Origin of the sequence: Caballeronia udeis (genome assembly GCF_001544555.2) — a bacterium.
In the GTDB taxonomy this organism is placed as follows: domain Bacteria; phylum Pseudomonadota; class Gammaproteobacteria; order Burkholderiales; family Burkholderiaceae; genus Caballeronia; species Caballeronia udeis.
Window position 1 is genome coordinate 119,388 of sequence record NZ_FCOK02000014.1, and the last position, 25,326, is coordinate 144,713.

The 25,326-nt window shown below is 60.1% G+C and carries 23 protein-coding genes and 1 pseudogene; 17 read left to right on the forward strand and 7 right to left on the reverse strand.

All coding sequences use genetic code 11. The annotated features are described in order from the left end of the window. Positions 1-304 precede the first annotated feature (304 nt). The 3 genes from AWB69_RS13030 (at position 305) to AWB69_RS13040 (ending at position 2,413) form a co-directional block, all read left to right on the forward strand. Positions 305-1,750 carry a sigma-54 interaction domain-containing protein gene (locus AWB69_RS13030; protein ID WP_062085322.1) on the forward strand — a complete coding sequence of 482 codons (1,446 nt, stop codon included), beginning with the start codon at positions 305-307 and terminating at the stop codon, positions 1,748-1,750. A 16-nt stretch (positions 1,751-1,766) separates the two neighbouring features. Further along, complete coding sequence (locus tag AWB69_RS13035; RefSeq protein ID WP_062085323.1) at positions 1,767-2,015, forward strand: DUF2164 domain-containing protein; 249 nt, start codon at positions 1,767-1,769, stop codon at positions 2,013-2,015. 131 nt (positions 2,016-2,146) lie between these two features. After that, complete coding sequence (locus tag AWB69_RS13040; RefSeq protein ID WP_062085324.1) at positions 2,147-2,413, forward strand: hypothetical protein; 267 nt, start codon at positions 2,147-2,149, stop codon at positions 2,411-2,413. Between the two features lie 26 nt (positions 2,414-2,439). On the opposite strand, the gene AWB69_RS13045 is transcribed toward AWB69_RS13040, so the two are convergent. Further along, positions 2,440-3,330 (reverse strand): helix-turn-helix transcriptional regulator, encoded by an 891-nt coding sequence (locus AWB69_RS13045; protein WP_197500222.1) that lies wholly within the window; start codon positions 3,328-3,330, stop codon positions 2,440-2,442. A gap of 477 nt (positions 3,331-3,807) precedes the next feature. On the opposite strand from AWB69_RS13045, the gene AWB69_RS13050 reads away from it, so the two are divergent. From AWB69_RS13050 to AWB69_RS13075, 6 genes are all read left to right on the forward strand, one after another. Next, complete coding sequence (locus tag AWB69_RS13050; protein ID WP_062085326.1) at positions 3,808-4,026, forward strand: hypothetical protein; 219 nt, start codon at positions 3,808-3,810, stop codon at positions 4,024-4,026. 138 nt (positions 4,027-4,164) lie between these two features. Beyond that, entirely contained in the window at positions 4,165-5,388 is a 1,224-nt protein-coding gene (locus AWB69_RS13055) for a serine hydrolase domain-containing protein (protein ID WP_062085327.1), read from the forward strand. Positions 5,389-5,467: 79 nt separating this feature from the next. Further along, complete coding sequence (locus AWB69_RS13060) at positions 5,468-5,761, forward strand: H-NS histone family protein (protein ID WP_062085328.1); 294 nt, start codon at positions 5,468-5,470, stop codon at positions 5,759-5,761. A gap of 936 nt (positions 5,762-6,697) precedes the next feature. Next, the gene (locus AWB69_RS13065; protein WP_407923034.1) at positions 6,698-7,138 is read left to right on the forward strand and encodes an AEC family transporter; all 441 of its coding nucleotides are present in this window, start codon (positions 6,698-6,700) and stop codon (positions 7,136-7,138) included. Positions 7,139-7,332: 194 nt separating this feature from the next. Continuing rightward, positions 7,333-7,665 (forward strand): helix-turn-helix domain-containing protein, encoded by a 333-nt coding sequence (locus AWB69_RS13070; RefSeq protein WP_062085330.1) that lies wholly within the window; start codon positions 7,333-7,335, stop codon positions 7,663-7,665. Then, positions 7,662-8,990, forward strand: a complete 1,329-nt coding sequence (locus AWB69_RS13075) for a type II toxin-antitoxin system HipA family toxin (RefSeq protein WP_062085331.1) — start codon at positions 7,662-7,664, stop codon at positions 8,988-8,990. Before AWB69_RS13070 ends, AWB69_RS13075 begins: the two co-directional genes overlap by 4 nt. 120 nt (positions 8,991-9,110) lie before the next feature. On the opposite strand, the gene AWB69_RS13080 is transcribed toward AWB69_RS13075, so the two are convergent. Next, on the reverse strand, positions 9,111-9,398 hold the full coding sequence (locus tag AWB69_RS13080; RefSeq protein ID WP_082913380.1) for a DUF4148 domain-containing protein: 288 nt from the start codon (positions 9,396-9,398) through the stop codon (positions 9,111-9,113). An 837-nt stretch (positions 9,399-10,235) separates the two neighbouring features. Here AWB69_RS13080 and AWB69_RS13085 point away from each other — a divergent pair. Next, the gene (locus tag AWB69_RS13085; RefSeq protein ID WP_062085332.1) at positions 10,236-10,790 is read left to right on the forward strand and encodes an NADPH-dependent FMN reductase; all 555 of its coding nucleotides are present in this window, start codon (positions 10,236-10,238) and stop codon (positions 10,788-10,790) included. A 77-nt stretch (positions 10,791-10,867) separates the two neighbouring features. On the opposite strand, the gene AWB69_RS13090 is transcribed toward AWB69_RS13085, so the two are convergent. From AWB69_RS13090 to AWB69_RS13100, 3 genes are all read right to left on the reverse strand, one after another. Then, positions 10,868-12,172 (reverse strand): hypothetical protein, encoded by a 1,305-nt coding sequence (locus tag AWB69_RS13090; protein ID WP_063977799.1) that lies wholly within the window; start codon positions 12,170-12,172, stop codon positions 10,868-10,870. Positions 12,173-12,385: 213 nt separating this feature from the next. After that, the gene (locus AWB69_RS13095) at positions 12,386-14,647 is read right to left on the reverse strand and encodes a hybrid sensor histidine kinase/response regulator (RefSeq protein WP_062085333.1); all 2,262 of its coding nucleotides are present in this window, start codon (positions 14,645-14,647) and stop codon (positions 12,386-12,388) included. 42 nt (positions 14,648-14,689) lie between these two features. Next, on the reverse strand, positions 14,690-15,175 hold the full coding sequence (locus AWB69_RS13100; RefSeq protein WP_062085334.1) for a hypothetical protein: 486 nt from the start codon (positions 15,173-15,175) through the stop codon (positions 14,690-14,692). A gap of 65 nt (positions 15,176-15,240) precedes the next feature. Here AWB69_RS13100 and hpnD point away from each other — a divergent pair, with 65 nt between their 5' ends. The 5 genes from hpnD to AWB69_RS48650 all read left to right on the forward strand — a co-directional run bounded on the left by hpnD (position 15,241) and on the right by AWB69_RS48650 (position 20,825). Continuing rightward, the gene (gene hpnD, locus AWB69_RS13105; RefSeq protein WP_062085335.1) at positions 15,241-16,086 is read left to right on the forward strand and encodes a presqualene diphosphate synthase HpnD; all 846 of its coding nucleotides are present in this window, start codon (positions 15,241-15,243) and stop codon (positions 16,084-16,086) included. Then, positions 16,086-17,369: a hydroxysqualene dehydroxylase HpnE gene (gene hpnE, locus AWB69_RS13110; protein ID WP_062085336.1), complete on the forward strand. Its 1,284-nt coding sequence runs from the start codon at positions 16,086-16,088 to the stop codon at positions 17,367-17,369. Before hpnD ends, hpnE begins: the two co-directional genes overlap by 1 nt. Next, positions 17,369-19,348: a squalene--hopene cyclase gene (gene shc / locus AWB69_RS13115; protein WP_062085337.1), complete on the forward strand. Its 1,980-nt coding sequence runs from the start codon at positions 17,369-17,371 to the stop codon at positions 19,346-19,348. The genes hpnE and shc overlap by 1 nt, the downstream gene beginning before the upstream one ends. A 95-nt stretch (positions 19,349-19,443) precedes the next feature. Further along, on the forward strand, positions 19,444-20,097 hold the full coding sequence (locus AWB69_RS13120) for a phosphorylase (protein WP_082913378.1): 654 nt from the start codon (positions 19,444-19,446) through the stop codon (positions 20,095-20,097). A 203-nt stretch (positions 20,098-20,300) separates the two neighbouring features. Then, the gene (locus AWB69_RS48650) at positions 20,301-20,825 is read left to right on the forward strand and encodes a hypothetical protein (RefSeq protein ID WP_197500223.1); all 525 of its coding nucleotides are present in this window, start codon (positions 20,301-20,303) and stop codon (positions 20,823-20,825) included. Here AWB69_RS48650 and AWB69_RS13125 read toward each other — a convergent pair. Both AWB69_RS13125 and AWB69_RS13130 read right to left on the reverse strand, forming a co-directional pair. Continuing rightward, positions 20,782-21,651: a hypothetical protein gene (locus tag AWB69_RS13125; protein ID WP_231937084.1), complete on the reverse strand. Its 870-nt coding sequence runs from the start codon at positions 21,649-21,651 to the stop codon at positions 20,782-20,784. The two genes, AWB69_RS48650 and AWB69_RS13125, sit on opposite strands and share 44 nt — an antisense overlap. A 792-nt stretch (positions 21,652-22,443) precedes the next feature. After that, complete coding sequence (locus AWB69_RS13130; RefSeq protein WP_062085339.1) at positions 22,444-23,007, reverse strand: hypothetical protein; 564 nt, start codon at positions 23,005-23,007, stop codon at positions 22,444-22,446. A 778-nt stretch (positions 23,008-23,785) separates the two neighbouring features. On the opposite strand from AWB69_RS13130, the gene AWB69_RS13135 reads away from it, so the two are divergent. Beyond that, positions 23,786-24,433, forward strand: a complete 648-nt coding sequence (locus AWB69_RS13135) for a cysteine hydrolase (RefSeq protein WP_062085340.1) — start codon at positions 23,786-23,788, stop codon at positions 24,431-24,433. 195 nt (positions 24,434-24,628) lie between these two features. Further along, positions 24,629-25,246 (forward strand): annotated as a pseudogene (locus AWB69_RS13140) (alpha/beta fold hydrolase); the annotation flags it as partial. Positions 25,247-25,326: the final 80 nt, after the last annotated feature.

A 25,326-nucleotide genomic window follows, 5' to 3' on the forward strand; every position in this document is an offset into this window, starting at 1 on the left:
TTAGTTAGTTAGTTGTTGTGTGTCCGGGTCCGGACGGCGCCCGGAATGAGGTGCGCCCTCTATGCAGCAATCATGCCAAAGACCGGGAAGCGTTGCTCAGCAAGGACGTGCGGTTCAAGTGCGCCTTATGCGCCTTGAATAATGTCTACCGATCGAGACAATCCTGTGATGCAAAATTTGGCCGGACGGCCGGTCGCGTAATGTTTTACGCGGGTTGTACCTCAGTCTTGCTGTATTTCCACGTTTCGAGATACCCTGTCTCCAGATAGAGAAAAACTGGATGAGACAAGAACAAGGGATCGGGATGCACAACGACTGGACGCACGTCCCCGTCGATTACAGCGACGTTTTGCGTCGCGCGATGGATTCGCTTTTCAAGACCTTCGAGAATTTCAGCGAAGGCACGTTTATCGTCGATAAAGATGCGCGGGTCGTCTGGATCAACAAACGCTATGCGGCGCGCTTCGGGTTTTCGGACCCGCAAGAGGCGATCGGCCGTGATTGCGAAGCGGTGATTCCGAACAGCCTGATGCGCGAGGTCGTGACAACAGGCAAGCCGATCCTGCTCGATCTGCTGGAAACGGATCGTGAGCCGCTGGTCGTCACGCGCCTGCCGTTGAAGGACGATTTCGGCCAGACGGTCGGTGCGATCGGTTTCGCGCTCTTCGACGAAATGAAGGCGCTCACGCCGCTCTTCTCGCATTACTCGCGCGTGCAGCAGGAACTCATCGCCACACGGCAATCGCTCGCACAGGCGCGGCGCGCCAAATACACGTTCGCGAGTTTCGTGGGCACGAGCGCCGCGAGCCTCGATGTCAAACGCCAGGCCCGGCGCGCGGCGCAAGTTGATTCGCCCGTGCTGCTGTCGGGCGAAACGGGCACGGGCAAGGAATTGCTGGCGCACGCCATTCATGGCGCGTCGACGCGCGCCGCGCGGCCGCTCGTGACCGTGAACGTAGCGGCGATTCCGGACACCTTGCTCGAAGTGGAATTTTTCGGTGCGGCGGCGGGTGCCTACACGGGTGCGGATCGTAAAGGCCGGGTGGGCAAGTTTGAACTGGCCGATGGCGGAACGCTGTTCCTCGATGAAATCGGCGACATGCCGCTCGTGCTGCAGGGCAAGTTGCTGCGCGTGCTGCAGGAGAAGGAGTTCGAGCCGCTGGGATCGAACCGGATCGTGCGCACGGATGTCCGGATCATTGCAGCCACATCGGCGGATTTGCCGGCGCTCGCGGCCAGCGGCCGTTTCCGGGCGGACTTGTTTTATCGGCTGAACGTGCTGTCCATTCACGCGCCGCCGTTGCGCGAGCGGGCGGGGGATATCGAGGCGCTGGTGTACGCCATGCTCGAAGAGCTTTCCGCCGATGCCCGCCCGCGTCACGCCGGCCAGTTCGTGCTCCACGACGACGCTTTACGCCTGCTCTGCGCGTATTCGTGGCCCGGCAACGTGCGCGAGTTGCGCAATGTGCTGGAGCGCGCGGTGATGTTATCGGACAGTGAACATATCGATGCCCGCGCGCTCGGCGCCTTCATGGGCGCAGCGAGCGTGGCGGCGTCGCCGGAGTCCGCAGGCATGACGGAAGACTCCGGCGCGACGTCCTACGCCGAGGCCATGGCGGGATTCGAAAAGCGTTTCCTTTCCGAAGCCCTGCGGGCAAGCGGCGGCCGCGTGGCCGAGGCGGCGCAGCGCATTGGCATTGGCCGGGCGACGATGTACAAGAAGATCGTTGCACTGGACATAGAAGTTTGAACCGTGAGCAAAAAACATGAGCAAAGACACGAACAAGACGGTGTTGTCCCGTGAGCATGAGGCGCTTGCCATTGACCAGTTGCAGCGTCTCGCGCAAGAACGCTTCGACGCGCGGCTCGGCCAGTTCGAGGCGAAGGAGTGGCTTGACGAGTTGTCGAAGATCATTGGCGCGCATTTCTACAACCAGGCGCTCGCCGATGTAAAAGCAAAAATCGATGCCCGGATGGAAATGATCGACAGCGACATCTGGGGGCTTCAAAAGTAGCGTGGGACTATGCGCGAAGGTGCCCGGAGCGCGCACGTTCAGCACGATCAGCACGGCCAGGGAGGCAAGCCGAAAGCTCCGCGTGGCATACTCGCGGAATCAATAAAAACAGCATTAAAAAGGGGTTCCGGATGAAGATTTCCAGCGTACGAGCATCACGTTTTCTGGCGCTGTTGCCGCTTGCGGCCGCGGTGTCGATGTTGTCTGCGTGCGGCAGCGCGCCGCCGCTCTTTTCATCCGATGGCCGCCCGACCAACATGATCACGTGCCCGACCAACGGCGGCTGGAGCAACTGCCAGGAAAACGCCCGCGCGTTGTGCTCGGGCAGTTACGACGTCCTCGATCAAAGCAGCGACAACGGCCAGAACAACCTGCTGATCGCCTGCAGGGCGAAGTAACGCCGGGCTTTGGTTCGAGCGCCGCTCTAACCCGGTGGCGGGGAATCCGGCACCGGGTGCGCGGGCAGGTTGAGCAGCAGGCGGATCAGGTCGACCTGCCGGTTCGTTGCAGTCTTCTGATAGATCGCCTGCAACTGCTTGCGCACGGTGTCGTGCTGCACGCCGGTCTTCCCGGCTATCTCCTTGGGCGTGCGCCCTTCCGCGATATGACAGGCCACCCGGCATTCCGCCGGCGTCAGGTCGAACGCGGTCGCGAGCAAATCCGCATCGACAAGAGGCGGTGAATCCGGGTGATAAAACGTGATCAGCGCGGCGTGGCCACGGTCTGCCGCGACCGGGTGATAAAACACGTATAGCGCGTCCTGGCTGGCGGATTCCCCGTCGTGCTCTTCCGTCAGCCGCAGCATTCGATACGCCTTCGTCTCGTCTGCCGCCGCACGGCATTCTTCCAGGATCCGGTTTTGCTGCGCGCCTTGCAGTTCAAGCAAGCCATCAGTGACCTGAACCAGCCTGGTCCGCGTAAGCATCTGGGCTGCAGCGTCGTTGAAGTGGAGCACTGTCGCGTTCAGCGCGACGAGCATGGCAGGCTGACGCCATTCGTCGAGAAAGGGTACGCGGGCGACACGCCCGGAGGTCGCGAAATAACCCGCGTCCTGAAGTTGTGCAGCGCGCGAAAGATGCGGCATCAGGCGATCGAGCCAAGGCGGTTCCGGCTGGGCGATGGTGTGACTCCCGGATTCAAACTCGCAGACCAGCGTGATCAGCAATTCGCCGGTTTCGAGAATATGCCGGCTTGAAACATGGCCCGGTGCACTTACGTGTCCGAAATCAGTGCCTTTTTGATCCGATTCGAAGCGCGCAAACGATTCAATAGCATCGCGGGCTATTCCCGGAGGGTGATCTTCCGGAGCAATCAAATAATTCTTATTTTCTGGACGTCCAAAATTTCCAGAAGGCAATTTAGCAAGCCGCTTATCTCTTACGGTTATCCAGACTGCGCGAGCGCCAATCAAGCCGGCGATTGCAGCGCATACAGCTTGCCACGCGCGAGGCTGCGTAAGTGTTTCATATATTACGTTGACAGCGTGGTCGTATTGGTTGCTTTCATAAAGCATCCATTTTTCTCCTGTCTTTTTACTGTCACGCGGACAATTTTCCGACTCGAATCCCGGCTTATTGAATTTTTACCCTACCGCATTTGCGGAATATACAGCACCTTGCCTATTCGATAGTCTGGACATGGTCGTTCCAGCGCCTGGTACGGCTTGTTCATGCCGTGCGTTGCGCGAACCCAGAGCATCCAGGTTGTGACCCCGGAAACGGTTATCCGTTCCGTGTGTTACCTCAAACTCGTTCCATAAAAAGTAAAAATAACATCTACCTTGGAGTGGTGAATGAATCATCGGCAAATCGAAACGGATATTCTTCATCTGGAGCAGGTAATCGGCAGAATCTCCGCGGAAGACCGCATCCCGTTGTCGTACTGGCGTAACCGCGTTGATTCCATTGCGTCCACTGCACTTGTTCCCGCACAACAATCGCGCATGCAGCGAATCAATGACCGGCTTGAGCAGCTTGAAGCCAGCATCGGATTGAGTTGTTCGCTGGCTTAAAGTCTGTGTAAGGATTAGAAGTATTGATTTCTCGTTTTGTGTCATGGAGTAACAGCCCGAGGTAAATATTCCCTTGGAGTCACATTTCCGGCATGTTTAAATGATGCGCTGAGAATATGTGTACAAGAGGGATATTGAATGTCCGACGCGGGATTCAGCGCCACGCGCCTCGAGCGCACTCATACCGCGATGCAACAGTTCGTCGAAACCGGCGACGTTGCCGGCTGTGTCACGCTGGTCTGGAGGCATGGCGAAATCGCCCGGGTCGGCACGCTGGGGTACCGCGACGGCGAAACCCTCGCGCCCATGACGCGCGACACGCTGTTTCGCATTGCTTCCATGACCAAGCCTGTAACGAGCGTCGCCGCGCTGATGCTGGTGGAAGAAGGCCGCATCGCACTGGATGACCCCGTGTCGCGCTGGTTGCCCGAACTGGCCAATCCCAAGGTCCTCACCGACCCCGCGGCGCCGCTTGACCGTACGGAACCCGCCCGTGCTCCCATCACGTTGCTCGATCTGCTCACGCACCGCGCCGGGTTCGCTTATCACTTCACCGCGTTTGGTGCGTTAGCGGACGCCTACGGCAATGTCTTCAACGGCGTCGATGCATCGGTGGACCCCGGTGCATGGCTGCAGCGTGCGGCCGAGCTGCCCCTGATGTTCCAGCCCGGCACGCGCTGGCACTATGGCATCTCCACCGACATACTTGGCGCGTTGATCCAGCGCATCAGCGGGCAGTCACTCGACGCATTTTTCCGCACGCGTATCTTCGAGCCGTTGGGCATGACGGACACGGGCTTTGTGGTGCCGCCCGAGAAACTCGGGCGCTTGTCCGTGGCCTACACCGTCGATCCCGCCACGCGGCAACGCGTGGTGGAAGATCATCCGGCATCGAGCCGCTTTGCCAAACCCGAGCGCTTCCAAAGCGGCGGCGGCGGGCTTGTTTCCACTGCCGACGACTATCTTCGTTTCGCGCGCCTGCTGCTTGGCCGAGGCCGTTTGCAAGGCGACGCTAATGAACGCGCGCGTGGTCCGCGTCTGTTGTCGCATCGATCGGTCGACCTGATGCGCACGAATTTCCTGTCGCGTGATCAGCGCCGCATTCCGGCGTTCGGCCAGATTGTGTGGGCAGGGCAGGGGTTTGGTCTGGGCGTGGCGATCGTGGACGATCCAGCACAACAACGCACGCTGGGTTATCGTTCTGCGGGTTCATTTGGCTGGCCCGGCGCGCTCGGCACGAGCTGGTTCGCCGATCCGGTGGAAAACATGATCGGCATCCTGCTGATCCAGCGACGTAGCGTGGAACCCTTTCCAATGGCCGCCGTGTTCGAGCGCCACCTATATGACGCCATTGACGACTAAGCGACAAAAGTAAGAACCGATGGCCGGCGTTATCACGCCATATCCAATTCGGGCGCATGCCGAACCCAGAGAAGAGCTTATGGCCACCTACAAGCAACTGACCGCACAACTCGAAAAACTGCATAAGGAAGTTGCGATTGCACAGCAGAAGGAAATCGCGGCTGCAATAGAAGATATCAAGCGCAAGATCACCGAGTACGACCTGACTGCCGAAGAGCTGGGTTTTACATCCAGACGCGCGAAGGCGGCCAGGAAGACGCCGTTACCGCCGAAGTATCGCAATCCGAAGACAGGTGAAACATGGAGCGGACGTGGACGTCCGCCCGGCTGGCTGGCAGGGCGTAACAAGGACCGCTTTCTGATTGATGCTTGAACACTTCTTTGCGCGTGAGCTTTGAACAAGCTTCACGCGTGATGGATTCAATGCAGTGTTTCCCGCAGCAACGTTACGTCGTAGCCGAGCTTGTGTGCGCGATTGATCAAGGCCGTGCGTTACTCAGCGGGTGGCGACGGATCGTTTGAATTTCATGGTGGTCCTCGATGCGTCCAAAGGGTATGCGTCGCTGTAAGAGCAAGCTTTACTCCGCCGCAACGGGTCCCGCATAACCTCACCTATGGTGCGTTTGGACTCTCGAAAAGCACTGGCAGCAGGCACTTAAAGCTCACGCAGACCGGTATCAACTGTCTTAACAACAGGTCGCAACTCATTGATAGAGAACACTTTAACGTAGAGCGTAGAGCACAACACAAGACTGGCTCACGGCTCTTCATGTGCTTTCTCAACAAGGCCGGATCACCCTCCCGTATAACCTCACCTATAGCGTCACTCACCTCACGCTCAAGCAAGCGGAGCGTTGCGCCTGCGCCGCTTGTCACGCAACCGATCGCAACGAAGGTCTCAAAACGATGTACAAGAGAAACCGTGAAAGCCTTATAAATAAAGGCTCGCAGCGGTATACCTCAAGCACTTCGTGAAGCCCGCTCACGCCTCCAATCTAGTTAGCGATACTTGCAAATAGCCTTAAGCGTGAGTTTTTGTCTGGTCGTGCAACTCACCTCGCGCAGCTCCCGAAATCGCTCACCTTTATAAACTTCGCGCGGCGACACGCGGATTCAGCCACTATGCTTCTGGCCTTCTTCACTTGGCTTCGCTGCTTATGTCGTGGCTGGTCCCGTCGCTTTTCGCATCGCTTCTGAAAATCATTCTTCCAGTGTTTGCGTTGATCCTTGCGGGTTACGTGTGTCGCAAGACCGATCGGCTTGGGCCGAATGCGTCGTCGGAACTGAATCGATTCGTGGTCTGTCTGGCGTGCCCGCGCCGCTCTTCGACATCATGGCGACCACGCCGCGGCACACGCTCGATCAGCCTGCGTTCATTGCCGCGTTCGGTCTGGGTGCGGGTGGGGTCTTTCTGCTGACGGTGATGATTCGATTGAAACAATCACGTCATCTCGCCGATGCCAGCCTCGACGGTCTCAACGCCGCGTATCCGAATGCAGGTTTCATTGGCTTGCCGTTATGCCTGCTCGCCTTCGGTCACGCGAGCCTCGCGTCGGCAGTGATCGCGATGATCCTGACGGTGTGCGTGCTGTTCGCCGTGGCTATCGTTCTGATCGAGCGCGTTGCCCATGGGGCGGGGCCGTTCATGCTGGCGGAGTTTTATAAACGCGAAGCCGAGGTGACGTCCGGCACCATTCTGTTTTCCACGGTCATCTCACTCGTCACGGTTTGCCTTGCTGGCATGAATTGACAGCGGACATCGAAAGACCCGGACCTGAGCAGGTGGGGCTGTCCAACTGTCATCTCGTTATGTTCAATATAAAGAACATAAATTCAAATTTCTAGTTTTATGTTCTTTATATTGAACATAAATTGATATGGCGATAATGTTTCATATAGAATACGTTAAGGTGAAAATTGAAGTTAATGTAAGGTATATTGAACATGAACCTTGCCGAATTGGGCGAAATCTTCAAGCGGGCGAGAATCGAGGCGAATTTGACGCAGGAGGAGGTCGCGCAGCGCAGCGGCGTTCAGCGTGCGCGCATCAGCCTTTTTGAGACGGGTGCGTTGGCCGAACTGGGCGCGGTCAAGATGCTAAGCCTGTTCAATGCAGTCGGACTTGAAATGTTCGTGCGACCGGCTGGCCATCGACGCACGCTTGATGACGTACTGAGCGAGCCGGACGAAGATCGTGCCCCTATCTCGCGGAAGCGGGTACGGCTCGGCGCTAGCCAGCGCCTCATGAAATCCGGTATTGGAAAGGCCTCCGAATGAGCGGACCAATTCTTGACGTCTACGTCGCTTCGAAGCTCGTGGGGACCCTGACGGAAGAAGCCGGCAGTGGTGTGTTCACTTACCTCCCCGACGTCCCGGCGGAGTGCCTCGTCTCGCTTCTGATGCCCGTTCGTGCCGAATCCTATGTCTGGAAAAAGGGACTTCATCCGTTTTTTCAGATGAACCTGCCCGAGGGCTACAAGAAAGACCGCATCCGAGAAACACTGGGTCCCCATGCGGATGTGACCGATATGGGTCTGCTTGCACTGACAGGGGCGAACAGTATTGGGCGGGTTCAGGTCGTGCCGCGCGGCACCTCGCCTGGAATGGCCGGTGGCAATGTGAAGATGTCGGATCTGCTCGCGTCCGCTGACTCACGCGAGAACCTCCTGCAACTTCTGGATGAGGGAGTCACGCAGGGCATTTCGGGAGTGATGCCGAAGGCGCTGTCGAAGCCAGGCGAGAAGGCGACGGTCTGGACAGAAGAATTTATTCTGAAGACGGGCTTCGACGATATTCCGTGGTTATCCGTCAACGAATACCTCTGTCTCGAAGTCGCGCGCCAAGCCGGACTCGAGGTTCCGGAAACGCGGCTCTCGGATGATGGTCAGGTTCTCGCTATAGGCCGGTTCGACCGCACGAAAGACGGGAAATGGTTGGCTGTCGAAGACTATTGCGCGTTGAAGGGGCTGGATCCTGTCGAGAAGTATCGCAAGGGGACCCTTGAAGACCTGGCTAAAATGACACAGGAATTCAGCTCTGGTGACAACGTCAAGGAAAACACCCGCAAGCTCTTCACGCTGCATCTCTTGAACATCGCGCTGAGAAATTCGGACGCATACCTGAAGAATTTCGCGGTGACGTATACCAGCACAGAGGATGTCCGCCTGGCTCCCGCCTATGACATCGTCACGGTGACGATCTATCCGCGATACAAGACGAATCTGCCCGCGCTGCCGCTATACGGCAAGCGTGTATGGGCATCGGGCAAAGCGCTTGGACGTTACGGCGGCGCGTGGCTTGGCCTGACTACGACCGACATGACCGATAGCGTGGAAGGCGTCACAGCGGCAGTGCAGGGTGTTCTGCCTCTTGTACGAGAATGTGCTGACCGTTTCCCCGGTTTTCAGGAAGTGGCTAAACGAATGCTTGATGCGTGGGCGCAGGGTCTTGAAGACATCAAGCCTGACGCCAAACCCGGCAAGAGTGTGCCTGCGCCCCTGCGTGAGCAGGCGGGGCTCTCAGACCCGAACGGGTTGGAACGCCGCAAGGAAACCAATCCCTACGCGAACCCGGACGGGGCTTTCTCGCACAAGGCACGTTAGACGTGTAAGCAGCTCCGGCCGCCCTACGATCTGAGCGAATTTCGTCGGACAACGCGTGGCATCGACAATCGAATCCGCTGCGTTGCCCGGTCTTTCCCCTCACAAACTTCCAGGCCGCCCTTATTGCGTACTCACGCGCGTGCCGTCTGCTTGCGTGACGGCTGCATCCGTACCCGACGTGACGCGTTCAGCGCGTGCCGTTTGGTACGGCAACAACTGGGGATAACTTTCCGTATGGATCGCGTCGAGCTCACCGCTCTTTTGCGCGGCGATCAATTCAGCCTTTACCTCGGCCCGCGTTCTCGGCGCATAGGCGTTTTGCTGGACGGTGTCAGTGGATTGAGCAAAGACGGGTGCCGATGAGAACAGCACAGCGACAAACAAACTACCGATAAGCGCGCGTTTCATGATGAACCCTTGACTGATTGGAGACGGCGCGTTTGACGCCATCGACGTGAACCAGCCTATTCACATCGCTATCGATGACCAATGTCGATTGGCAAAACATATTGTTGTGGTTGGCGCATGAATGTGAAGTTTCATGTCGCGACGCGGAGGGAATCGCCGGGGTTTCCCATTTTCGCAAGCCGCACGGCGCTTCCATCATTGCGGTTCCAGTAAAGATCAATTCCTTACACCGTCATTTTTCTGCATTCGCTTAATCGATATTCTCGGTTCATCGATCCAGTGCGATCGTTGCCAACTCACCGAGGTGTCTCATGAAACGCATGCTTTCCATCTTCGCTGCTGTCGCTCTGTTCGCTGTGGCGGGCGCTGCCAACGCTGCCGACAATGCCAACTCGCAGTCGTCGACGTGCCAAGGCCCGCCGTCGCAATGCAATGTGTTTTTCGGTCATTAACTTTTGGTCCGGCGCCCGCTACAAAGACGCTCCTGCCTGCTTTCGCCACGCGCCTAGCCTTGGTCCGCCAAGCATATGGCGGTTTAGTGCGAATTATTAAACATCTGCAAAGTTGTCCACAGAAACTGTGGACAACTTTGTGGAAATCATCTCGAAAATGGCTTGGAATGGGGCTGTCGCCCGGGGTCCGATCGAAACGCCCATCGTGAAGCAGGATGCGGTGAGAAACGTACGCCGCCCGACGCGGTCCAGGCGTCAATCCACCCTATCTCGGATAGCCTTGGCGTTGGTCGAACGCCTATGATGGGCGGCGGGTACGCGCCCTGCGCGTCACATCCGTGGATGCCATTTATCCCTCCGCTCCATTCAGTCACCGGGACAAGCCATGACCTACAAGATTGCGGTTGTTGTCGGAAGCATTCGCCGAGATTCATTCAACAAGCAGCTTGCGCACGCGGTAACGTCGCTCGCGCCGCCGGATTTTTCGTTCGAGTTCCTGGATATCGCGGGCTTGCCGCTCTATAGCCAGGACTACGACAGCGACTTTCCCGAAGTCGCGCGAACCTTCAAGCACAGAATAGCGGCGGCGGATGGCTTGCTGTTCGTGACGCCGGAATACAACCGCTCGATTCCTGGCGTGCTGAAAAATGCGCTGGACTGGGGTTCGCGTCCCTGGGGTCATAGCGTATGGGGCAACAAGCCCGGCGCGGTGCTCGGCACGTCGCCGGGCGCGACCGGCACGGCGCTCGCGCAGGCGCATTTGCGAAATGTGCTCGCTTACCTCGATGTGCCGCTCATGGGTCACCCGGAGATGTTCGTCAAGCACGATACAAACCGTATTGATGCCAGCGGCACGATCGTGAGCGAAGACACACGCAAGTTCCTGCAGAACTTCGTCGATAAATACGTCGCGTGGGTTCAGCGCCTTGCGACGGTTTAAGCTGTAAAGCCCATCCGCAAAACGCCAACGGCCCGCTTTAGCGGGCCGTTGGCGTTCAACGCGTTGAACAGCGTCGGTTACAGGTGATGGTGATGCCCCGTCACGCGCTCCCAGCCATGACGCACCGCGACCTTGAAGCGCTCCCAGGTATGTGCGCCGCCTGAGCTGCGGCCTTCCCAGTCGTGCCGCAGTTCGGTTTCCATCGTATCGTCCCAGTTGCGGCGGTTGTAACGGTCGTCGCTGGCGGCTGTGACACCGTATCGGTACGCTTCCTCGTACTCTTCATAGCTCGCGCCCGTTGCCGCGTACTTTGATTCGTAGTCCGAGCGGAATTCGTCTTCGTACTCCATGTATTCGTCCGGCATCGCGCTTCGCGCTGCCGCATGTGCCCCGAGGGCCGAATCGCCGGTCTGGCTCAGCGTACCCGCAACGGGCGAGCCCGTCGTGCCCATGCCGCCCTCAGCCGCCACTCGCGACGACGTTTCCGTTTCATCCAACGGGTCGAGAGGATCAACGGGGCGCCAGCCTTGCGTCGACGCGGCGCCGCTCAGCGGCTCGCCGGCAGCCGGACGAGCCGGAAGCATGCTCTGAGCAGGATTCAGTGCCTCCGCGTCGCCGAGCAGCGGTTCATCCAATGACGTTGCAGCACAGGACGCCGAGCGCCGCACCGGTTTGTCCGTGTCTCGCCGGACGGTGCCGCTGGTCATCGGATCGCCGCCCGTTGCCCGATAGGACGAATCGCTGCCACCGGCGAACACATCGCGGGCAACCGGGCTGATCGGGTCAAGCGGCTCGACAGCCGGATCGTCACGATCCGCATGCGGATAAGCGCGTGCCCGGTTGGCGTCGGCGCGTGCAGCGACAAGCGGATCCGCCGCCGGATTCACCGGCGCGCGTCCCGGCACGGCGCTGCCCGAGCCGAGGCCGAGTTCGTCGAGCAAGGAGTGATCGCGGTCATCGCCTGCGGCCGTTCTCGTGGCTCCGTGGCTTAGCGTGCCCCAGCTTGCCGCCCGTTCGTCGATATCAATCGCGCCTTGTTCAGCCAGCGTCTGGCGGGCGGTGTCGGCGCGCGCTTCGGTGGCGGTATCGACGGCCACCAGCACCCCGCCGCGCCGCACGGCTTCGGAGTAATGCGCCACTTCGGGCGGCTGCTCCCGGCCCCTGAACAGCATCGAAAAGAAGCGCTCGATATTCGCCAGCACGCCGCCGGTTTCAGGCGGTTGGCCCACGTTGGGCGCGAGAGCAGGGTCGTCGGGCGAAGAGGGGGCGGGCGCAGCCTGGAGTTCGATGTCAGAACGAGCGAAACCGGACGCAACAAGTGCGCTGCGCGCCACTTCTGCCTGGTCGTAGGTATCGAAGATACCAATAACGGTATGTCGCATGGCTGCCTCCTGGGTGGCCTGTCATCAGTCGCGACGGGTCAGGAAAATCAATCGTCGCAAATCTAGTTTAGGTCGCAACTACCGTGTTACCTCGCAACTCGCGTGCCGGGTCCCGTGCGTGCGCACCGTGACCCGGCTCGAAGCACGGCTATCCATGCCGTGCCAGCCGGCGAGCGGATATTTTTACAAGGTGCATGGAAAAAGGCGCTCGGCTCAGTGCTGCGTTTCGCCGTGCTCGCGGTTGTCGGCGCGTGTGTTCAGGTCTTCGCGAATGGCCTGCAGAAGCGAATCGAGCAACGCTATATCGAACGGTTTGGACAGCACGCGGGCATCGACATGACGCGCCCGGTCCAGCTCCTCGGCGTAGCCGGTGACCAGGATCACCGGTACGCGCGGCGACCAGCTCTGCAGGATTTCGGCCAGGTCGATGCCGTTCAGTTTGCCCGGCATGTGGATATCGGAGAGGACGACGTCGAACGGCAACGCACCGCGGTTGGCGACGTCGCGACGGGCCGCATCGAGCAGGGTGATCGCGCCGTCCGCGTTGAAGACATGCGTGACCTCATGATTCATCATCGACAACAACGCTTCGGTGCCTGCAGCGACTTCCTCGTTGTCTTCCACCAGCAGCACCCGCAAACCGTGTGATTCGCCGGCCGCGGCGGTGTCGTGCTGCGTTTCAAGGGATTCGGGTGCGGTTGCGCTCGCGCGCGGCAGATACAGCCGCACCGACGTGCCCGCGCCAACTGCACTGTCAATGGTCGCCACGCCGCCCGCCCGTTCGCAGAACGCGAACACTTGCGGCAGGCCCAGCCCGGTGCCCATGCCCTTGGACTTGGTGGTGAACAAGGGCTCGAACGCGCGGCCGAGGATCTCGGGACCCATGCCCGGGCCCGTGTCTTCCAACGTCACCTGCACGAATTCGCCGATGATCGGAAAGCCGTCCTCGTGGCGAAAATGCACGTTGTCCGCGCGGACCGAGAAGGTGCCGCCGCTAGGCATTGCGTCGCGGGCGTTCACGGCCACGTTGATCAGCGCAAGCTCGAGTTCGGCGGCGTCGACGCGAACCGGCCACACGTCGTTGGTCGTTTCGAGATTCAGTGCGACTTTCGCGCCCAGCGACGCTTTCAGCAGTTCGCGGCAGGCTGGCAGCCACTTGCCGATCGCGATGGTCTCGTTGCGCAGCGGCTGCTTGCGGGCGACGCCGAGCAACTGGCGCGTCAGCGACTGGCCGCTTTTAAGCGCCCGTTCCATGGCCGACAACTCGCGATCCAGGCCGGTGGCGCCGCGTCGCCGGACAATCTGGACGTTGGTCGAGAGGATCATCAGCAGGTTGTTGAAATCGTGCGCGACGCTGCCGACCAGATTGCCCAGCGCTTCCATCTTGCGCGCCTGCCGGTAGGCCGATTCGATCGAGCGGCGCATGGACGCTTCAGCCTGCCAGCGTTCCCAGGCATCTTCTTCATTGGCGAGGCGGCGCAGCGACAGCCAGATCACGCCCCACAGGACCACGCACGGCGCGAACAAGGACAGCATCAGCACGCTGACACGCCGGTACCACGCAGCCCAGATGGTGGCGAGAGGGTATCCGCTGGACACGTACACCGGATAATTCCCCACCTTCCGATACGCCACGATTTTCATTTCATTGTCGAGCCCTGAGCGCATTCGCACGACGCCGTTGCGCTCTCCCGACGCATACGCCTCGCGCAACGGCGAACTGGCGGCAAGTTCCATGCGGTTGGGCGGGCGCGTGGGATACCAGGCCAGCACCGCGCCGTCCGTGCGTGTAAGGCCAAGCGATACGGTGGAGTGTTCGCCCAGCAACTCGCGATAGAACGCGGCGAAGTAGCTTGGGCGAAGCGCAATGGTCACAATGCCGGCAAAGCGGCCATCCGGGGTCTTGCGCGGCACGGCCGTGTTGAACACGGTCTCGTTCGCCAGCTTCCCGACCATCACGCGGGAGACGTTTTCGAACATCTTGTCGTCGCGAATGCCGACGAAGTCGTCGCGGGTGGCGATCGATACATCCGGCGCGGGGTAGGCGCGGCTTGTGGCGATCAGGCGTCCGTCCCCGCTGACTATGCTCACCGCGGCCACTTGCGGATAACCGCCGCCCATTGCGACGAGCTTGTTGTGAACGGCAAGTTCTTCGCGGCGCAAGGTGCTGTCGTCCAGGCCGTCGATCAGGTCGATCACGCGGGCGTTGAGCGTCTCGTTCATGTCGAAGACTTTCAGCGCGTGTTCTTCCGCGACGTGCGCATTGCGGTCAACGACCTCCGCGGCATCGGCTTCGCGCGCTTTCAGGTCGCTCCACGCCATGACCGCGACGTACAGGCAGGGCAAGACGATGGCGGCGATCAGCAGGAGCCTGAGCGTGGTGCGCTGGGCGGCGAAGTTGCGCTCCGGTACAACGGGGAACGGCGGCTCGTCCTGCCAGTGGTCAGCGCCCGGTTCCTCGCGTTGCGGCGTCATGATGAGTCGTCGTCCCGATGTGAATGACTGAGCGCGGCGTCGTTATGCAACGCTGAAAGGCAGCGATTGCGACATGCGGAGTTCCACGCATTTTAGCCGTGAGTTCGTTGGTCGCCAGCGCTCCGGAAAGGTAACGCTTGCATAAATCGTGCCTTTCAACCGATGAATCGATGTTCCGCCAAACACACCGCAACGACGTTTAAAGCGCAGGGATTGTGAAAAGACGGCGTTCAGCGGGACGGAAGGGCGGGCGGTAAAAAGCGGCGGCCCGGTAAAGTTGGCGGGAGAAAACAAGACAGCGCTGATCCGCACGGTGCGCAACGAGGAATATATGCTGATAGCCGACGTTTCGTACGAAGGTTGAGGCGGGCGGAGGGTGCGTGGCAAGCGCGTTGAACGCACGCGGTAGGCCGCTGCAGGGCAACCTCTCACAAACTTGATATACTTTTCGCCGCTTCCGGCATGGCTTGCACGCCGTCCGAAGCCGGTTCGCGCCAAGCTTGCATTCAGCTTCAAAGCATGTTTCATGAGGCCGGATGCCCGGCGCCCGATCTAACACTGCTGCCCTTGGGGGCGCCACAGCGGAGTCCGTCTTGGCCGTTTCCAATCTTATCGCCGACGATCCTGCTCCCGACGTTGCCAAGGTAACGTCGGGTAGTTCGTTCTATCTCGCCATGCGCATCCTGCCGGCTGCGCAGCGTGAGGCCATGTATCAGGTTTACGCGTTCTGCCGCGCGGTGGACGATATCGCCGACGGCACGCTGCCGCGCGGCGAACGCGCCGCCGCGCTCGAACAATGGCGCGCCGACATAGACGATTGCTACGCCGGCAAGCCGCGCAAGTCGCTGGCCGCGTTGACGCAGCATATTGAAGGCTTTCACCTGTCGCGCGACGACTTCATTGCCGTGATCGATGGCATGGCCATGGACGCCGCCGAAGACATCGTCGCGCCCGACGAAGCCACGCTCGACCTGTATTGCGACCGCGTGGCGAGCGCGGTCGGGCGGTTATCGGTGAGGATATTCGGGATGCACGAAGATGCCGGACGGCGTCTCGCGCACCACCTCGGCCGTGCGCTGCAACTCACGAACATTCTTCGCGACATCGATGAAGACGCCGGTATTGGACGTGTTTATCTGCCGCGTGAACTGTTGTCCCGCGAAGGCATCTCCACGACCGACATTACGGCCATAGTCAACGATGCCCGCTTGCCGCGCGTCTGCCTGACGCTTGCCGATCGTGCGCGGATCCACTATGCACAATCCGACGCGATCATGGCCACCGCGCCGCGTGCTCAGGTGCGTGCGCCGCGCATCATGTCGGGTGCGTACCGGTGCGTGCTTGAAGCGAATTTGAAACGTGGCTTCGATCTCCCGCGCAACCACATCCGCACGCCGCGTTCGCGGCTGCTGTGGATCGTCGCGCGACATATTTTCTGATGTCGCGTCTCGTTCATGTGATTGGCGCCGGGTTGTCGGGACTCGCCGCCGCGGTCCAGTTGCAGCGCCGCGGCGCGCGTGTGGTCCTGCACGAGGCCGCGCCGCACGCGGGCGGCCGCTGCCGTTCTTACTTCGACATCAAGCTCAACGCCACGATTGATAACGGCAACCATCTGGTGCTGTCGGGCAACCATGCCACGCTGAGCTATGCCAAGGCGATTGGTGCTGCCGACGAACTCGTCGGCCCGACCCAGCCCGAGTTTCCGTTCATGGATTTGCGCAGCGGCTCGCGCTGGACCGTGAAGCTTTCGCCGGGCCGCGTGCCGGGCTGGATCTTCGATCCCGCCGCGCGGGTTCCCGGCACTTCGCCCGCGGATTATCTGTCGCTTCTGCCGCTGCTCTTCGCCAAACCCGGCCGCACGATGCAGCAGACCATGCGCACGAACGGGCGGTTGTGGGACGCGCTGATCAACCCGCTGTTCCTCGCTGTGCTGAATGTGGATCCGCGTGAAGGCAGCGCGGTGCTTGCCGGTAACGTGCTTAAGGAGTCGCTGCTGCTGGGTGGTCAGGCGTGCCGGCCGCTGGTTGCACGCAACGGGCTGGGCCATGCATTCGTCGATCCCGCATTGCGCCTGCTGCAATATGGCGGCGCGGAGATCAAGCTGGGGTCGCGGGTGCGCGAGATCGGTTTCGCCGGCACGGATTCGAAGACGCGTGTCACGTCGCTTGATTTCGACGATGGCCGCGTGGACGTCGGTCTTCACGACGGCGTGGTGCTTGCCGTGCCGCCGAACGTGGCGCAGCAACTCGTGCCGGGCCTGACCGCGCCCAACGAATTCCGCGCTATCGTCAACGCGCATTTCGCTATTGATCCGCCGCTTGCCTTCGAGCCAATGACGGGCCTCCTGAACGGCACCGCCGAATGGCTGTTCGCGTTCGATGGACGTCTTTCGGTGACCATCAGCGGCGCGGATCGTCTCCTCGATACCCCGCGCGAGGCGCTTGCGCATGGCATCTGGCAAGAAGTGGCGAAGGCGGCGCGCTTGCCCGCTGAGCGCATGCCAACGTGGCAGATCGTCACGGAAAAACGTGCGACTTTTGCTGCTTTGCCGAGCCAGGAAAACCTCCGGCCGGGCACGCGTACGCGCTGGTCCAACCTGATGCTGGCCGGCGACTGGACGGCCAACGGGCTGCCCGCCACCATAGAAGGCTCGATCCGCTCCGGCCAGAAGGCTGCGGACCTGCTTATGAATCCCTCCATTGATTTCTCGGTGCAACGCTGATGAACGAAACTGTCCAGCCGCCCGGTATCCAGCCGGTGACGGCGGCGGCGCTGGAAGCGTCGGTGGCGCGCGCTGCCGATGCCATTCTTGCCGACCAACATCCCGAAGGCTACTGGCTCTACGAACTCGAAGCCGACGCCACCATTCCCGCCGAGTACGTGCTGCTCGTGCATTACCTTGCCGAGACGCCGAATCTCGAACTCGAGGCGAAGATCGCGCGGTACTTGCGCAGGATCCAGCGGGCGGACGGCGGCTGGCCGCTTTTCACCGATGGCGCCATGGACGTCAGCGCCACCGTGAAGGCGTATTTCGCGCTGAAGATGATTGGCGATTCGCCCGAAGCCGAACACATGCAGCGGGCGCGCCGCGCGATTCTCGCGGCCGGCGGCGCGGAGAAATCGAACGTGTTCACGCGGATTCTGCTGGCGCTGTTCGGCGTGGTGTCGTGGCGCGCGGTGCCCATGATGCCCGTGGAAATCATGCTCTTGCCCGAGTGGTTCCCGTTCCATTTGTCGAAGGTGTCGTACTGGGCGCGGACCGTGATCGTGCCGCTGCTCGTGCTCAACGCGAAGCGGCCGCGCGCGCGTAATCCGAAGGGCGTGCGCATTGATGAATTGTTCTTCGATGCCCCCGTGAACGCCGGCATGGCTTCGCGTGCGCCGCATCAGCATCAGGGCTGGTTCCTGCTGTTCCGTTGCGTGGATGCCGTGCTGCGTGCTGCTGATCCGCTGTTCCCGCGTCACACGCGGCAACGCGCGGTGGAAGCGGCGGTGCGTTTTGTGGATGAACGCTTGAATGGCGAAGATGGCCTCGGCGCGATTTTCCCCGCGATGGCCAACTCCGTGATGATGTACGACGTGCTTGGTTATCCGGAAGACCATCCGAACCGGGCGATCGCGCGCAAGTCGATTGAGAAGCTGTTGATCATCGATGAAGCGCCGGACGGCGAGGCTTACTGTCAGCCGTGTTTATCGCCGATATGGGACACGTCGCTCGCCGCGCACGCGTTGCTCGAAGCCGATACGCCCAAGGCGCGCGCTGCCGTTTCGCGCGGTCTGGACTGGCTCGTGCCGCTGCAGATCCTGGATGTGCGTGGTGACTGGATCTCGCGCCGGCCGAATATCCGGCCTGGCGGCTGGGCGTTCCAGTTCGCGAATCCGCATTATCCGGATGTGGACGATACGGCTGTGGTCGCCATGGCGATGGAACGTGCCGATCGGGAAAACGGGACGGCGTTATATGGCGAAGCGATTGCGCGCGGGCGGGAGTGGGTCGTCGGCATGCAGAGCAGCGACGGCGGGTGGGGCGCGTTCGAGCCTGAGAACACGCAGTATTACCTCAACAACATTCCTTTCTCCGATCACGGCGCGTTGCTCGATCCGCCTACGGTTGATGTGTCCGGGCGTTGCCTTTCGATGCTCGCGCAATTGGGCGAGCAACCGGCGACGAGCGAGCCTTCGAAGCGTGCGCTCGACTATATTCTGCGCGATCAGGAGCGCGATGGAAGCTGGTACGGGCGGTGGGGGCTGAACTATATCTATGGGACGTGGACGGCGCTGTGCGCGCTGAACGCCGCGGGATTGCCTCTTACCGATAGCCGCATGCAGCGCGCCGCGCATTGGCTCATCAGCATCCAGAACGCCGATGGCGGCTGGGGCGAGGGCGGGGAGAGTTACAAGCTCGACTATCGTGGATATGAAGCGGCGCCGAGCACGGCTTCGCAGACATCGTGGGCGTTGCTCGGGTTGATGGCGGCGGGGTTTGTCGATCATCCGGCGGTGGCGAAGGGCGTGAAGCATCTGCATGCGACGCAGCGTGAACATGGCTTGTGGGACGAGACGCGATTTACCGCGACTGGATTCCCGAGAGTGTTTTATCTGCGATACCACGGGTATAGAAAGTTCTTCCCGCTTTGGGCGCTGGCGCGGTACAGGAACATGATGCGCGATGGCGCTTCGCGCGTGACGGCGGGCATGTGAGTTCGCGCCCTGGGTCCGGTGTTGGCTTTGGTTCTGGCTCCGGCTTCAGGTCTGGCTCCGGCGATGCGCGGTTGCCCATTATTGCCGTGACAGGGATGGCGTTTGAAGCGCGTATTGCTCGTGGGGCGGGTGTGGAAGCGGTGTTTGCGGCGCGGTCGGATTTGCTCGAGCGCGCGCTAAGCGAAGCGTTGGCGCGGGGGTGTTCCGGGGTTATCAGCTTCGGGACTGCCGGCGGGCTTTCGCCGGAGTTGCAGCCGGGGACGTTGATTATCGCTAGCTCTGTGTCCGGGCCTTTCGGTGTGCTTGATACTGATCCGGAATGGTCTGCGAGGCTGTTTGCTGCGTTTGCCGGCACGCCGCTGGAAGCGCGGGCGGTGAGAGGGAAGATGGCCGGGGTGGGTGCGCCTTTGACCGGCGAGCAGCAGAAGAGCTCGCTTCATCGGGCTACCGGGGCGCTTGCGGTCGATATGGAGTCGCATATTGCCGGGGCGATTGCTACGGCGCGGGGACTACCGTTTGCGGTTTGCAGGGCGATTGTTGATCCGGCTTGGCGGAGCTTGCCGAGTGCTGCGACGGCTGGGCTGCGGGATGATGGGACTACGACGATTCTGCCGATATTGCGCGAGTTGTTGAAGGAGCCCTCGCAGTTGGGTGCGCTGTTGAAGATCGCGGGGGATGCGCGGGCGGCAAGGACTTCGTTGGTGCAGGCGCGGCATGCTATGGGTGTGGCGGGGGCGTTGGGGGGGTAGGGGTTTTCGTTTTTTGTTTTTCCTCGGCTGTTGCGCAGCCGAGTTGTAGGGAATCGGAGGGTGTAATTAGTTTTGTGTAAACGGTCATTTGGCGGCAGGAGACTGCCAGCATCTAGGAGCAACGATGACCGTAGCGAAACGCACCAAACGAGTGAGCCCGATCCTGAGTTGGTCAAACTGGCTGACAGCCTGTTGGCGAACTATTGACCCTGACGAAGATCGCGCACGGCCTCAATGTGCCAGTCGGCATTCTCTTTTTCCTTGCTGCGGAGCGCGAGGAGCTCGGCGGGATGAACAGAGACCTCCCTGATTTCTTCAGGTCACGCCGCCGATCCCCAACAGGCAGAGACCGGCCATCTGCAGACATTGGTCGGTGCCCACGTCGGAACGCGCCGATGTCGGCGATGCAGCGGATATCGGTCATTCTGGAATTGGCCGACCTCGTCAAGGCGTGGGCCGATGCGTTTTCACGCGGCAGACGAAATCCGCATACCTGCAGACATGGCTTCCAAAACGCTCAAGTCCGCGGAATCGAAGTCTCAGTGTCGGCCAATAAAGCCGTTTCCTGTCACAAGCGACGAATCGTCGGAAGCAAGCTAGCCGGCGTTCTTCAACATTTTGTGGTCTGGCGACCCCACTTAAACTCGCTGCCCCGCAACAAAGGTCGTCCCAGATCGTCTGCCCTCAGGGATTACGCGCATATCGCTGTTGCGCTGCAGACCATTTGAACATGCGCCGCCACTTTCCACCGGCTTTTTCCCGAAGCTGGAGATCGTGATACCCGCCGGTCATGGTGGCAAGAATGGTGAGCGCATTCGCTGCGTCCGACACATCGTGGCTGCGTGTGCCGTCCTTGTTCCAATCGCCTGCGAGCATTTTGTCGAAAGCCATCGGCTGGGCGAAGACCACGCGCAGTGACTTCCCGTCGATCACGAACAGATACAGCGCTTCGAAATCCGCACCGCCCCCGGCGTAACCCTCGCTCCATCCTGCGCGCACGCCGAACGCGTATTCGCCCGTGCGGAGCTGGTACGCAGCGAGATCGAAGCGGGACCAGCTGGACGGCATGGCCTCCTGTTCGCTTCCTGTGTCGCTTGCATCGAGCTTGTCCGGCCGGTCGATGTTCGTGTCGCGCCAGTCGGTCGGCGTGGCGACGGGCGCCTCAGTTCGCGCCACGAGCCGAGGTGCGCCGGAGCCATTGCTTTCGAAGACGCCGAACCAGACGCGCCGCGGGTCTGTATCGTCGCTGCCGAGGCTGTCGCACGAGGCAGGTGGGTACTTCAGGGCGGAGGCGGCGAGTTCCGGGCTGTCGGCAAGACAGATCATGGCGACATAGCTGTTCGGCCGTAGCGGCCAGGGCTTCGCGCCCGACAACACGACGCTCCGCGCGTCCTGACCCGGCGCCAGCTGTTCGACGAGAAATGCGGTGGTGAAGCCGGCGGGCAGCTTTGTGCCGAAGCCGTCGGGTTGCGGTGCACCGCTCATCGAATGATCGAACATCTTTTGGGCGTCACTAGTCTGCATGGCGCCGCGTACGCCGGATAGTGAGTGCACCGTCGTGTCCGCGAGCGCAGTGGAACCATGCAAAACGAAGGCGAGAGCGACGAGGCCGAATGAGCGACGGAGCGGTGCGTGATGTGTCATGGAAATAGCACAGGTTAAATAGCGCGCTATTATCGTGGAGAAGAAGCGGAAATGAAACTGTGCTTTTGATAGCTGAAAGCGATCTTCTTTTTAAGCGGCTTACTTTTTAGAAATTCAAAGCGCATAGATAAACCGCTGGAGTCGCGCAACGGGACCAGACCGCGCGTGCCGGATGACCCGTCACATCAACCTCACCTCGAACTTGTGGCTCATCACCGCCGCGCTGCCCTTGGCGATTGCAGCGTATGGTGATAGGCCTAGACGCTACCCGTCGCTCACTTCATGCTCATCAGTCCAATTTGCACTCAGTGCTGCAACCATGTTTGAGCTTTCTTCGACGCGTATGACGCACGAGTGACTGCTGGAGGTCGGAAAACTGACGTTGACCTCTCGCCAGCCACTATGGCCGCAATGGGGTCGACTTCGGCTGTTCAACATCGGACCGGGGCCGGCGATCTACGGACGGTCGCCGACGCTTTCACATGGGCAGTCGGACGTCGGCTCCGCCCAGCTAACAGATCTTCGCGCGCCGATTCTGTCCAGCACGTCGTCGGCCATTTCGGCCGGTCGAACCTGCGTCGAATCGCGAGTGAATGACCACTCTGTAGGACCATGGGCCGACTGGCGCAATAGGCGAAGTGCGACCATCCGGCGAACCTTGAAGGATGAGGCCGATCGATTAAGCGCCGCTAGTCGATTTCGTTATTTTCGGGATTCTTCGCGGTTGCCGAAGGCAACGACCTTTTTCCCCTCCAGGCTCACCTGAACGCCTACCGCGCAACCAGACGTACAGGTCTCTCCGTCGGCGGCCGACGCGGATGACGGAACGGTCTCCGTGCTGATCATGGATTTGACCACAGTCCCGTCGTCAGCAATCACTATTTGCAAGCCAAGCACGACGCCGTTTTGGTAGATGGTCATGGTGCCGGTGCAATCGGAGTTCACCGTGTAGGTGCCACTCTGGTTCGGATTGAAAGCTGTCTGTCCCCCTTTCGGGACCCCGTCAATATTCCCGAAGTCGGTGCGCGCAAATTGGCCTGATCCATCGAACGTCACGAGGGCTACGTCATCAAGGATCGACGGAGTGGCAAACCGATGCAGCGTATTAGCCGCATCCAGCACCCCAAGAATCTCTCCGTGGGCGCTAAACGCGTACGCGCCCTTTAGCGTGTTGGCCGAGCACACGCCATCGGCTCGTGCCACACCACTGAGGGATAGAAGGGCAACAGCTATCGCCGACAAAACGCTTAAATGCTTGATCTTCATGTTCATCTCCTTGTCACCAAATCGGGCGCTTAACTTTAGTAGGAAAAAAAAGTTCGCTTTACCGCATTGAATTGAGCGCGCCATTCAGAGAAACAGAACAGCCACTGTTCTGCGTGGCTACCGCCGTTTTCGGAGCCAGCAATGAAACGACGGAAAGCCGTCAACACGGCCGTCTATTAGGGAATGCAGGGCAATATCGTCGGTGATCCGATCGAGGCAACGCTGCCGCGATGGGGATCAACGTTAGGAATGCTGAATTGCTCGGCCAGGCAATTATTTGAAGCCTGGTATCGGCGGACGCGTGCTGAAGATTCATTCGCACGGAATTCCGCGCATTGGTGACTTTGTGAGTCGGCAGCGCATTAAGATTGCGTCGCGAGATTTAGTATAGGTCGCATGTACAGAAATACCGGACAAAAGCGAGGCGGATTCTAACGCACGCTCTGTAAAGATCAGAGGAGTCAGGTCGAGCCGGTGCGCGCAGCGTTTGGTTTCATCGGGCGTCCTTTCACTGGACGTGCCTGCCCGCAGATTGCAGGCTGATCCCAGCGGTCGCGTTGGCTTCTTAATCATTGGCTTGTTAATAGCATGCACGCGGAGCCAACATGCGGACCCATCAAGCGCCCCGTCACCCGGCGCCCGCGTGCAACAACTTGGATGCGCCATCGAAATCTGTTGGACCGTCGTTGCTTTCCGGTCCTCCGTTTCCTAATCTGATCGGAGGGGCTCGGCTCGATGAAAGTCGGCTAGCCGTCATTCACTCTATTGGAGGTCCGAAGTGTCCTTTGATCGAACTGAGACAGCCGTGGTTTTCATCGACCCGCAAGTCGATGTCTTAAGTAAGAAAGGCAAGAACTGGGGCGCGGTCGGAGCAAGCGTGACAGAGAATAAAACCGTAGAAAACATGCTGCGAATCTTCAAGGCGGCAAAGTCCGCGAAATTCGCGGTCTTTATATCGCCACACTACTTTTTCCCGACCGATCGTGTATGGAAATTCAATGGACCGTTGGAAGCCGATGAATTCGCCACCGGCACGTTTGCACGTAGTGGTCAGTTGAGTCTGGAAGGATTCGAAGGCTCCGGCGCTGATTGGCTCGACGAATTCAAGCCTTACATCAACGACGGCGAGACGGTTGTTGTGAGTCCGCACAAGGTCTTCGGACCGCAGACCAACGATCTGGTCCTTCAATTGCGCAAGCGAGGGGTGAGAAGGGTAGTACTGGGTGGCATGCTTGCCAACATGTGCGTGGAGTCACATCTGCGCGATCTGCTTGAACAAGGATTCGAGGTTTATGTTGTTAGCGATGCCACTGCCGGACCGCGTCATCCCGTTTGGGGCGACGGATACAAGGCGGCAATGATCAACTACGCGTTTCTCGCGCACGGCGTGGTGACTACCGACGAAGTTGTGGCTTCGATGGAATGACGCACAAGTAAGATCGGCTGACAGGCGACTAGACTGTCGGCCTAAAAAGCGCATTTGCCGAGTTGGGGCGCCTCAGCATGTTTCCCGGACGGACTGCCGACCACCTACCTACCCCGGCCCAATTTCTTATGGCACACGCGTTCACGCCGGTGGTTCATTTTTATTTGACAGGTCGCCTTAGCAAGGAGAATGACGATGAACACGGTCACAACCAAAGACGGCATTCAGATCTTCTACAAGGACTGGGGAACAGGGCAGCCCATAGTTTTCTCACACGGATGGCCACTGAGCGCCGACGATTGGGATGCCCAGATGATGTTCTTCCTGAACCTCGGCTTCCGTGTCATCGCGCATGACCGTCGTGGTCACGGGCGGTCAACGCAGACGGCCGACGGTCATGATATGGATCACTATGCCGATGATCTCGCGGCTGTTACCGAGCATCTTGACCTTAAAAATGCAGTCCACGTGGGCCACTCAACCGGGGGCGGTGAGGTCGTTCGCTATCTCGCGCGTCACGGCGAGAGTCGAGTAACCAAGGCGGTGCTGATCAGCGCTGTGCCACCTCTCATGGTGAAGACCGCTAACAACCCGGAAGGTCTTCCCAAGGATGTATTTGACGGGTTTCAGGCGCAGGTTGCCAACAACCGCTCACAGTTTTACCGGGATGTTGCTTCCGGGCCGTTCTACGGTTATAACCGGCCAGGGGCCAAACCGTCCGAAGGCGTGATTTTGAACTGGTGGCGTCAGGGAATGGAGGGCGGGGCCAAAGCGCACTACGATGGGATCGTGGCCTTTTCCCAGACAGATTTTCACGGGGGTGTCCCGGATTTTGTGTAAACGGGTTTTGGTTTAACCCGGCGACATCCGGTCTTCGAACTGGATAGCGAAGC

What these genes read in the sequence shown, in the direction of transcription:
- AWB69_RS13030 (WP_062085322.1), top strand. Translation starts at nt 305, where the DNA reads ATGCACAACGACTGGACGCACGTCCCCGTCGATTACAGCGACGTTTTG.
- AWB69_RS13035 (WP_062085323.1), top strand. Translation starts at nt 1,767, where the DNA reads ATGAGCAAAGACACGAACAAGACGGTGTTGTCCCGTGAGCATGAGGCG.
- AWB69_RS13040 (WP_062085324.1), top strand. Translation starts at nt 2,147, where the DNA reads ATGAAGATTTCCAGCGTACGAGCATCACGTTTTCTGGCGCTGTTGCCG.
- AWB69_RS13050 (WP_062085326.1), top strand. Translation starts at nt 3,808, where the DNA reads ATGAATCATCGGCAAATCGAAACGGATATTCTTCATCTGGAGCAGGTA.
- AWB69_RS13055 (WP_062085327.1), top strand. Translation starts at nt 4,165, where the DNA reads ATGTCCGACGCGGGATTCAGCGCCACGCGCCTCGAGCGCACTCATACC.
- AWB69_RS13060 (WP_062085328.1), top strand. Translation starts at nt 5,468, where the DNA reads ATGGCCACCTACAAGCAACTGACCGCACAACTCGAAAAACTGCATAAG.
- AWB69_RS13070 (WP_062085330.1), top strand. Translation starts at nt 7,333, where the DNA reads ATGAACCTTGCCGAATTGGGCGAAATCTTCAAGCGGGCGAGAATCGAG.
- AWB69_RS13075 (WP_062085331.1), top strand. Translation starts at nt 7,662, where the DNA reads ATGAGCGGACCAATTCTTGACGTCTACGTCGCTTCGAAGCTCGTGGGG.
- AWB69_RS13080 (WP_082913380.1), bottom strand. Translation starts at nt 9,398, where the DNA reads ATGAAACGCGCGCTTATCGGTAGTTTGTTTGTCGCTGTGCTGTTCTCA.
- AWB69_RS13085 (WP_062085332.1), top strand. Translation starts at nt 10,236, where the DNA reads ATGACCTACAAGATTGCGGTTGTTGTCGGAAGCATTCGCCGAGATTCA.
- AWB69_RS13090 (WP_063977799.1), bottom strand. Translation starts at nt 12,172, where the DNA reads ATGCGACATACCGTTATTGGTATCTTCGATACCTACGACCAGGCAGAA.
- AWB69_RS13095 (WP_062085333.1), bottom strand. Translation starts at nt 14,647, where the DNA reads ATGACGCCGCAACGCGAGGAACCGGGCGCTGACCACTGGCAGGACGAG.
- AWB69_RS13100 (WP_062085334.1), bottom strand. Translation starts at nt 15,175, where the DNA reads ATGAAACATGCTTTGAAGCTGAATGCAAGCTTGGCGCGAACCGGCTTC.
- hpnE (WP_062085336.1), top strand. Translation starts at nt 16,086, where the DNA reads ATGTCGCGTCTCGTTCATGTGATTGGCGCCGGGTTGTCGGGACTCGCC.
- shc (WP_062085337.1), top strand. Translation starts at nt 17,369, where the DNA reads ATGAACGAAACTGTCCAGCCGCCCGGTATCCAGCCGGTGACGGCGGCG.
- AWB69_RS13120 (WP_082913378.1), top strand. Translation starts at nt 19,444, where the DNA reads ATGGCGTTTGAAGCGCGTATTGCTCGTGGGGCGGGTGTGGAAGCGGTG.
- AWB69_RS13130 (WP_062085339.1), bottom strand. Translation starts at nt 23,007, where the DNA reads ATGAAGATCAAGCATTTAAGCGTTTTGTCGGCGATAGCTGTTGCCCTT.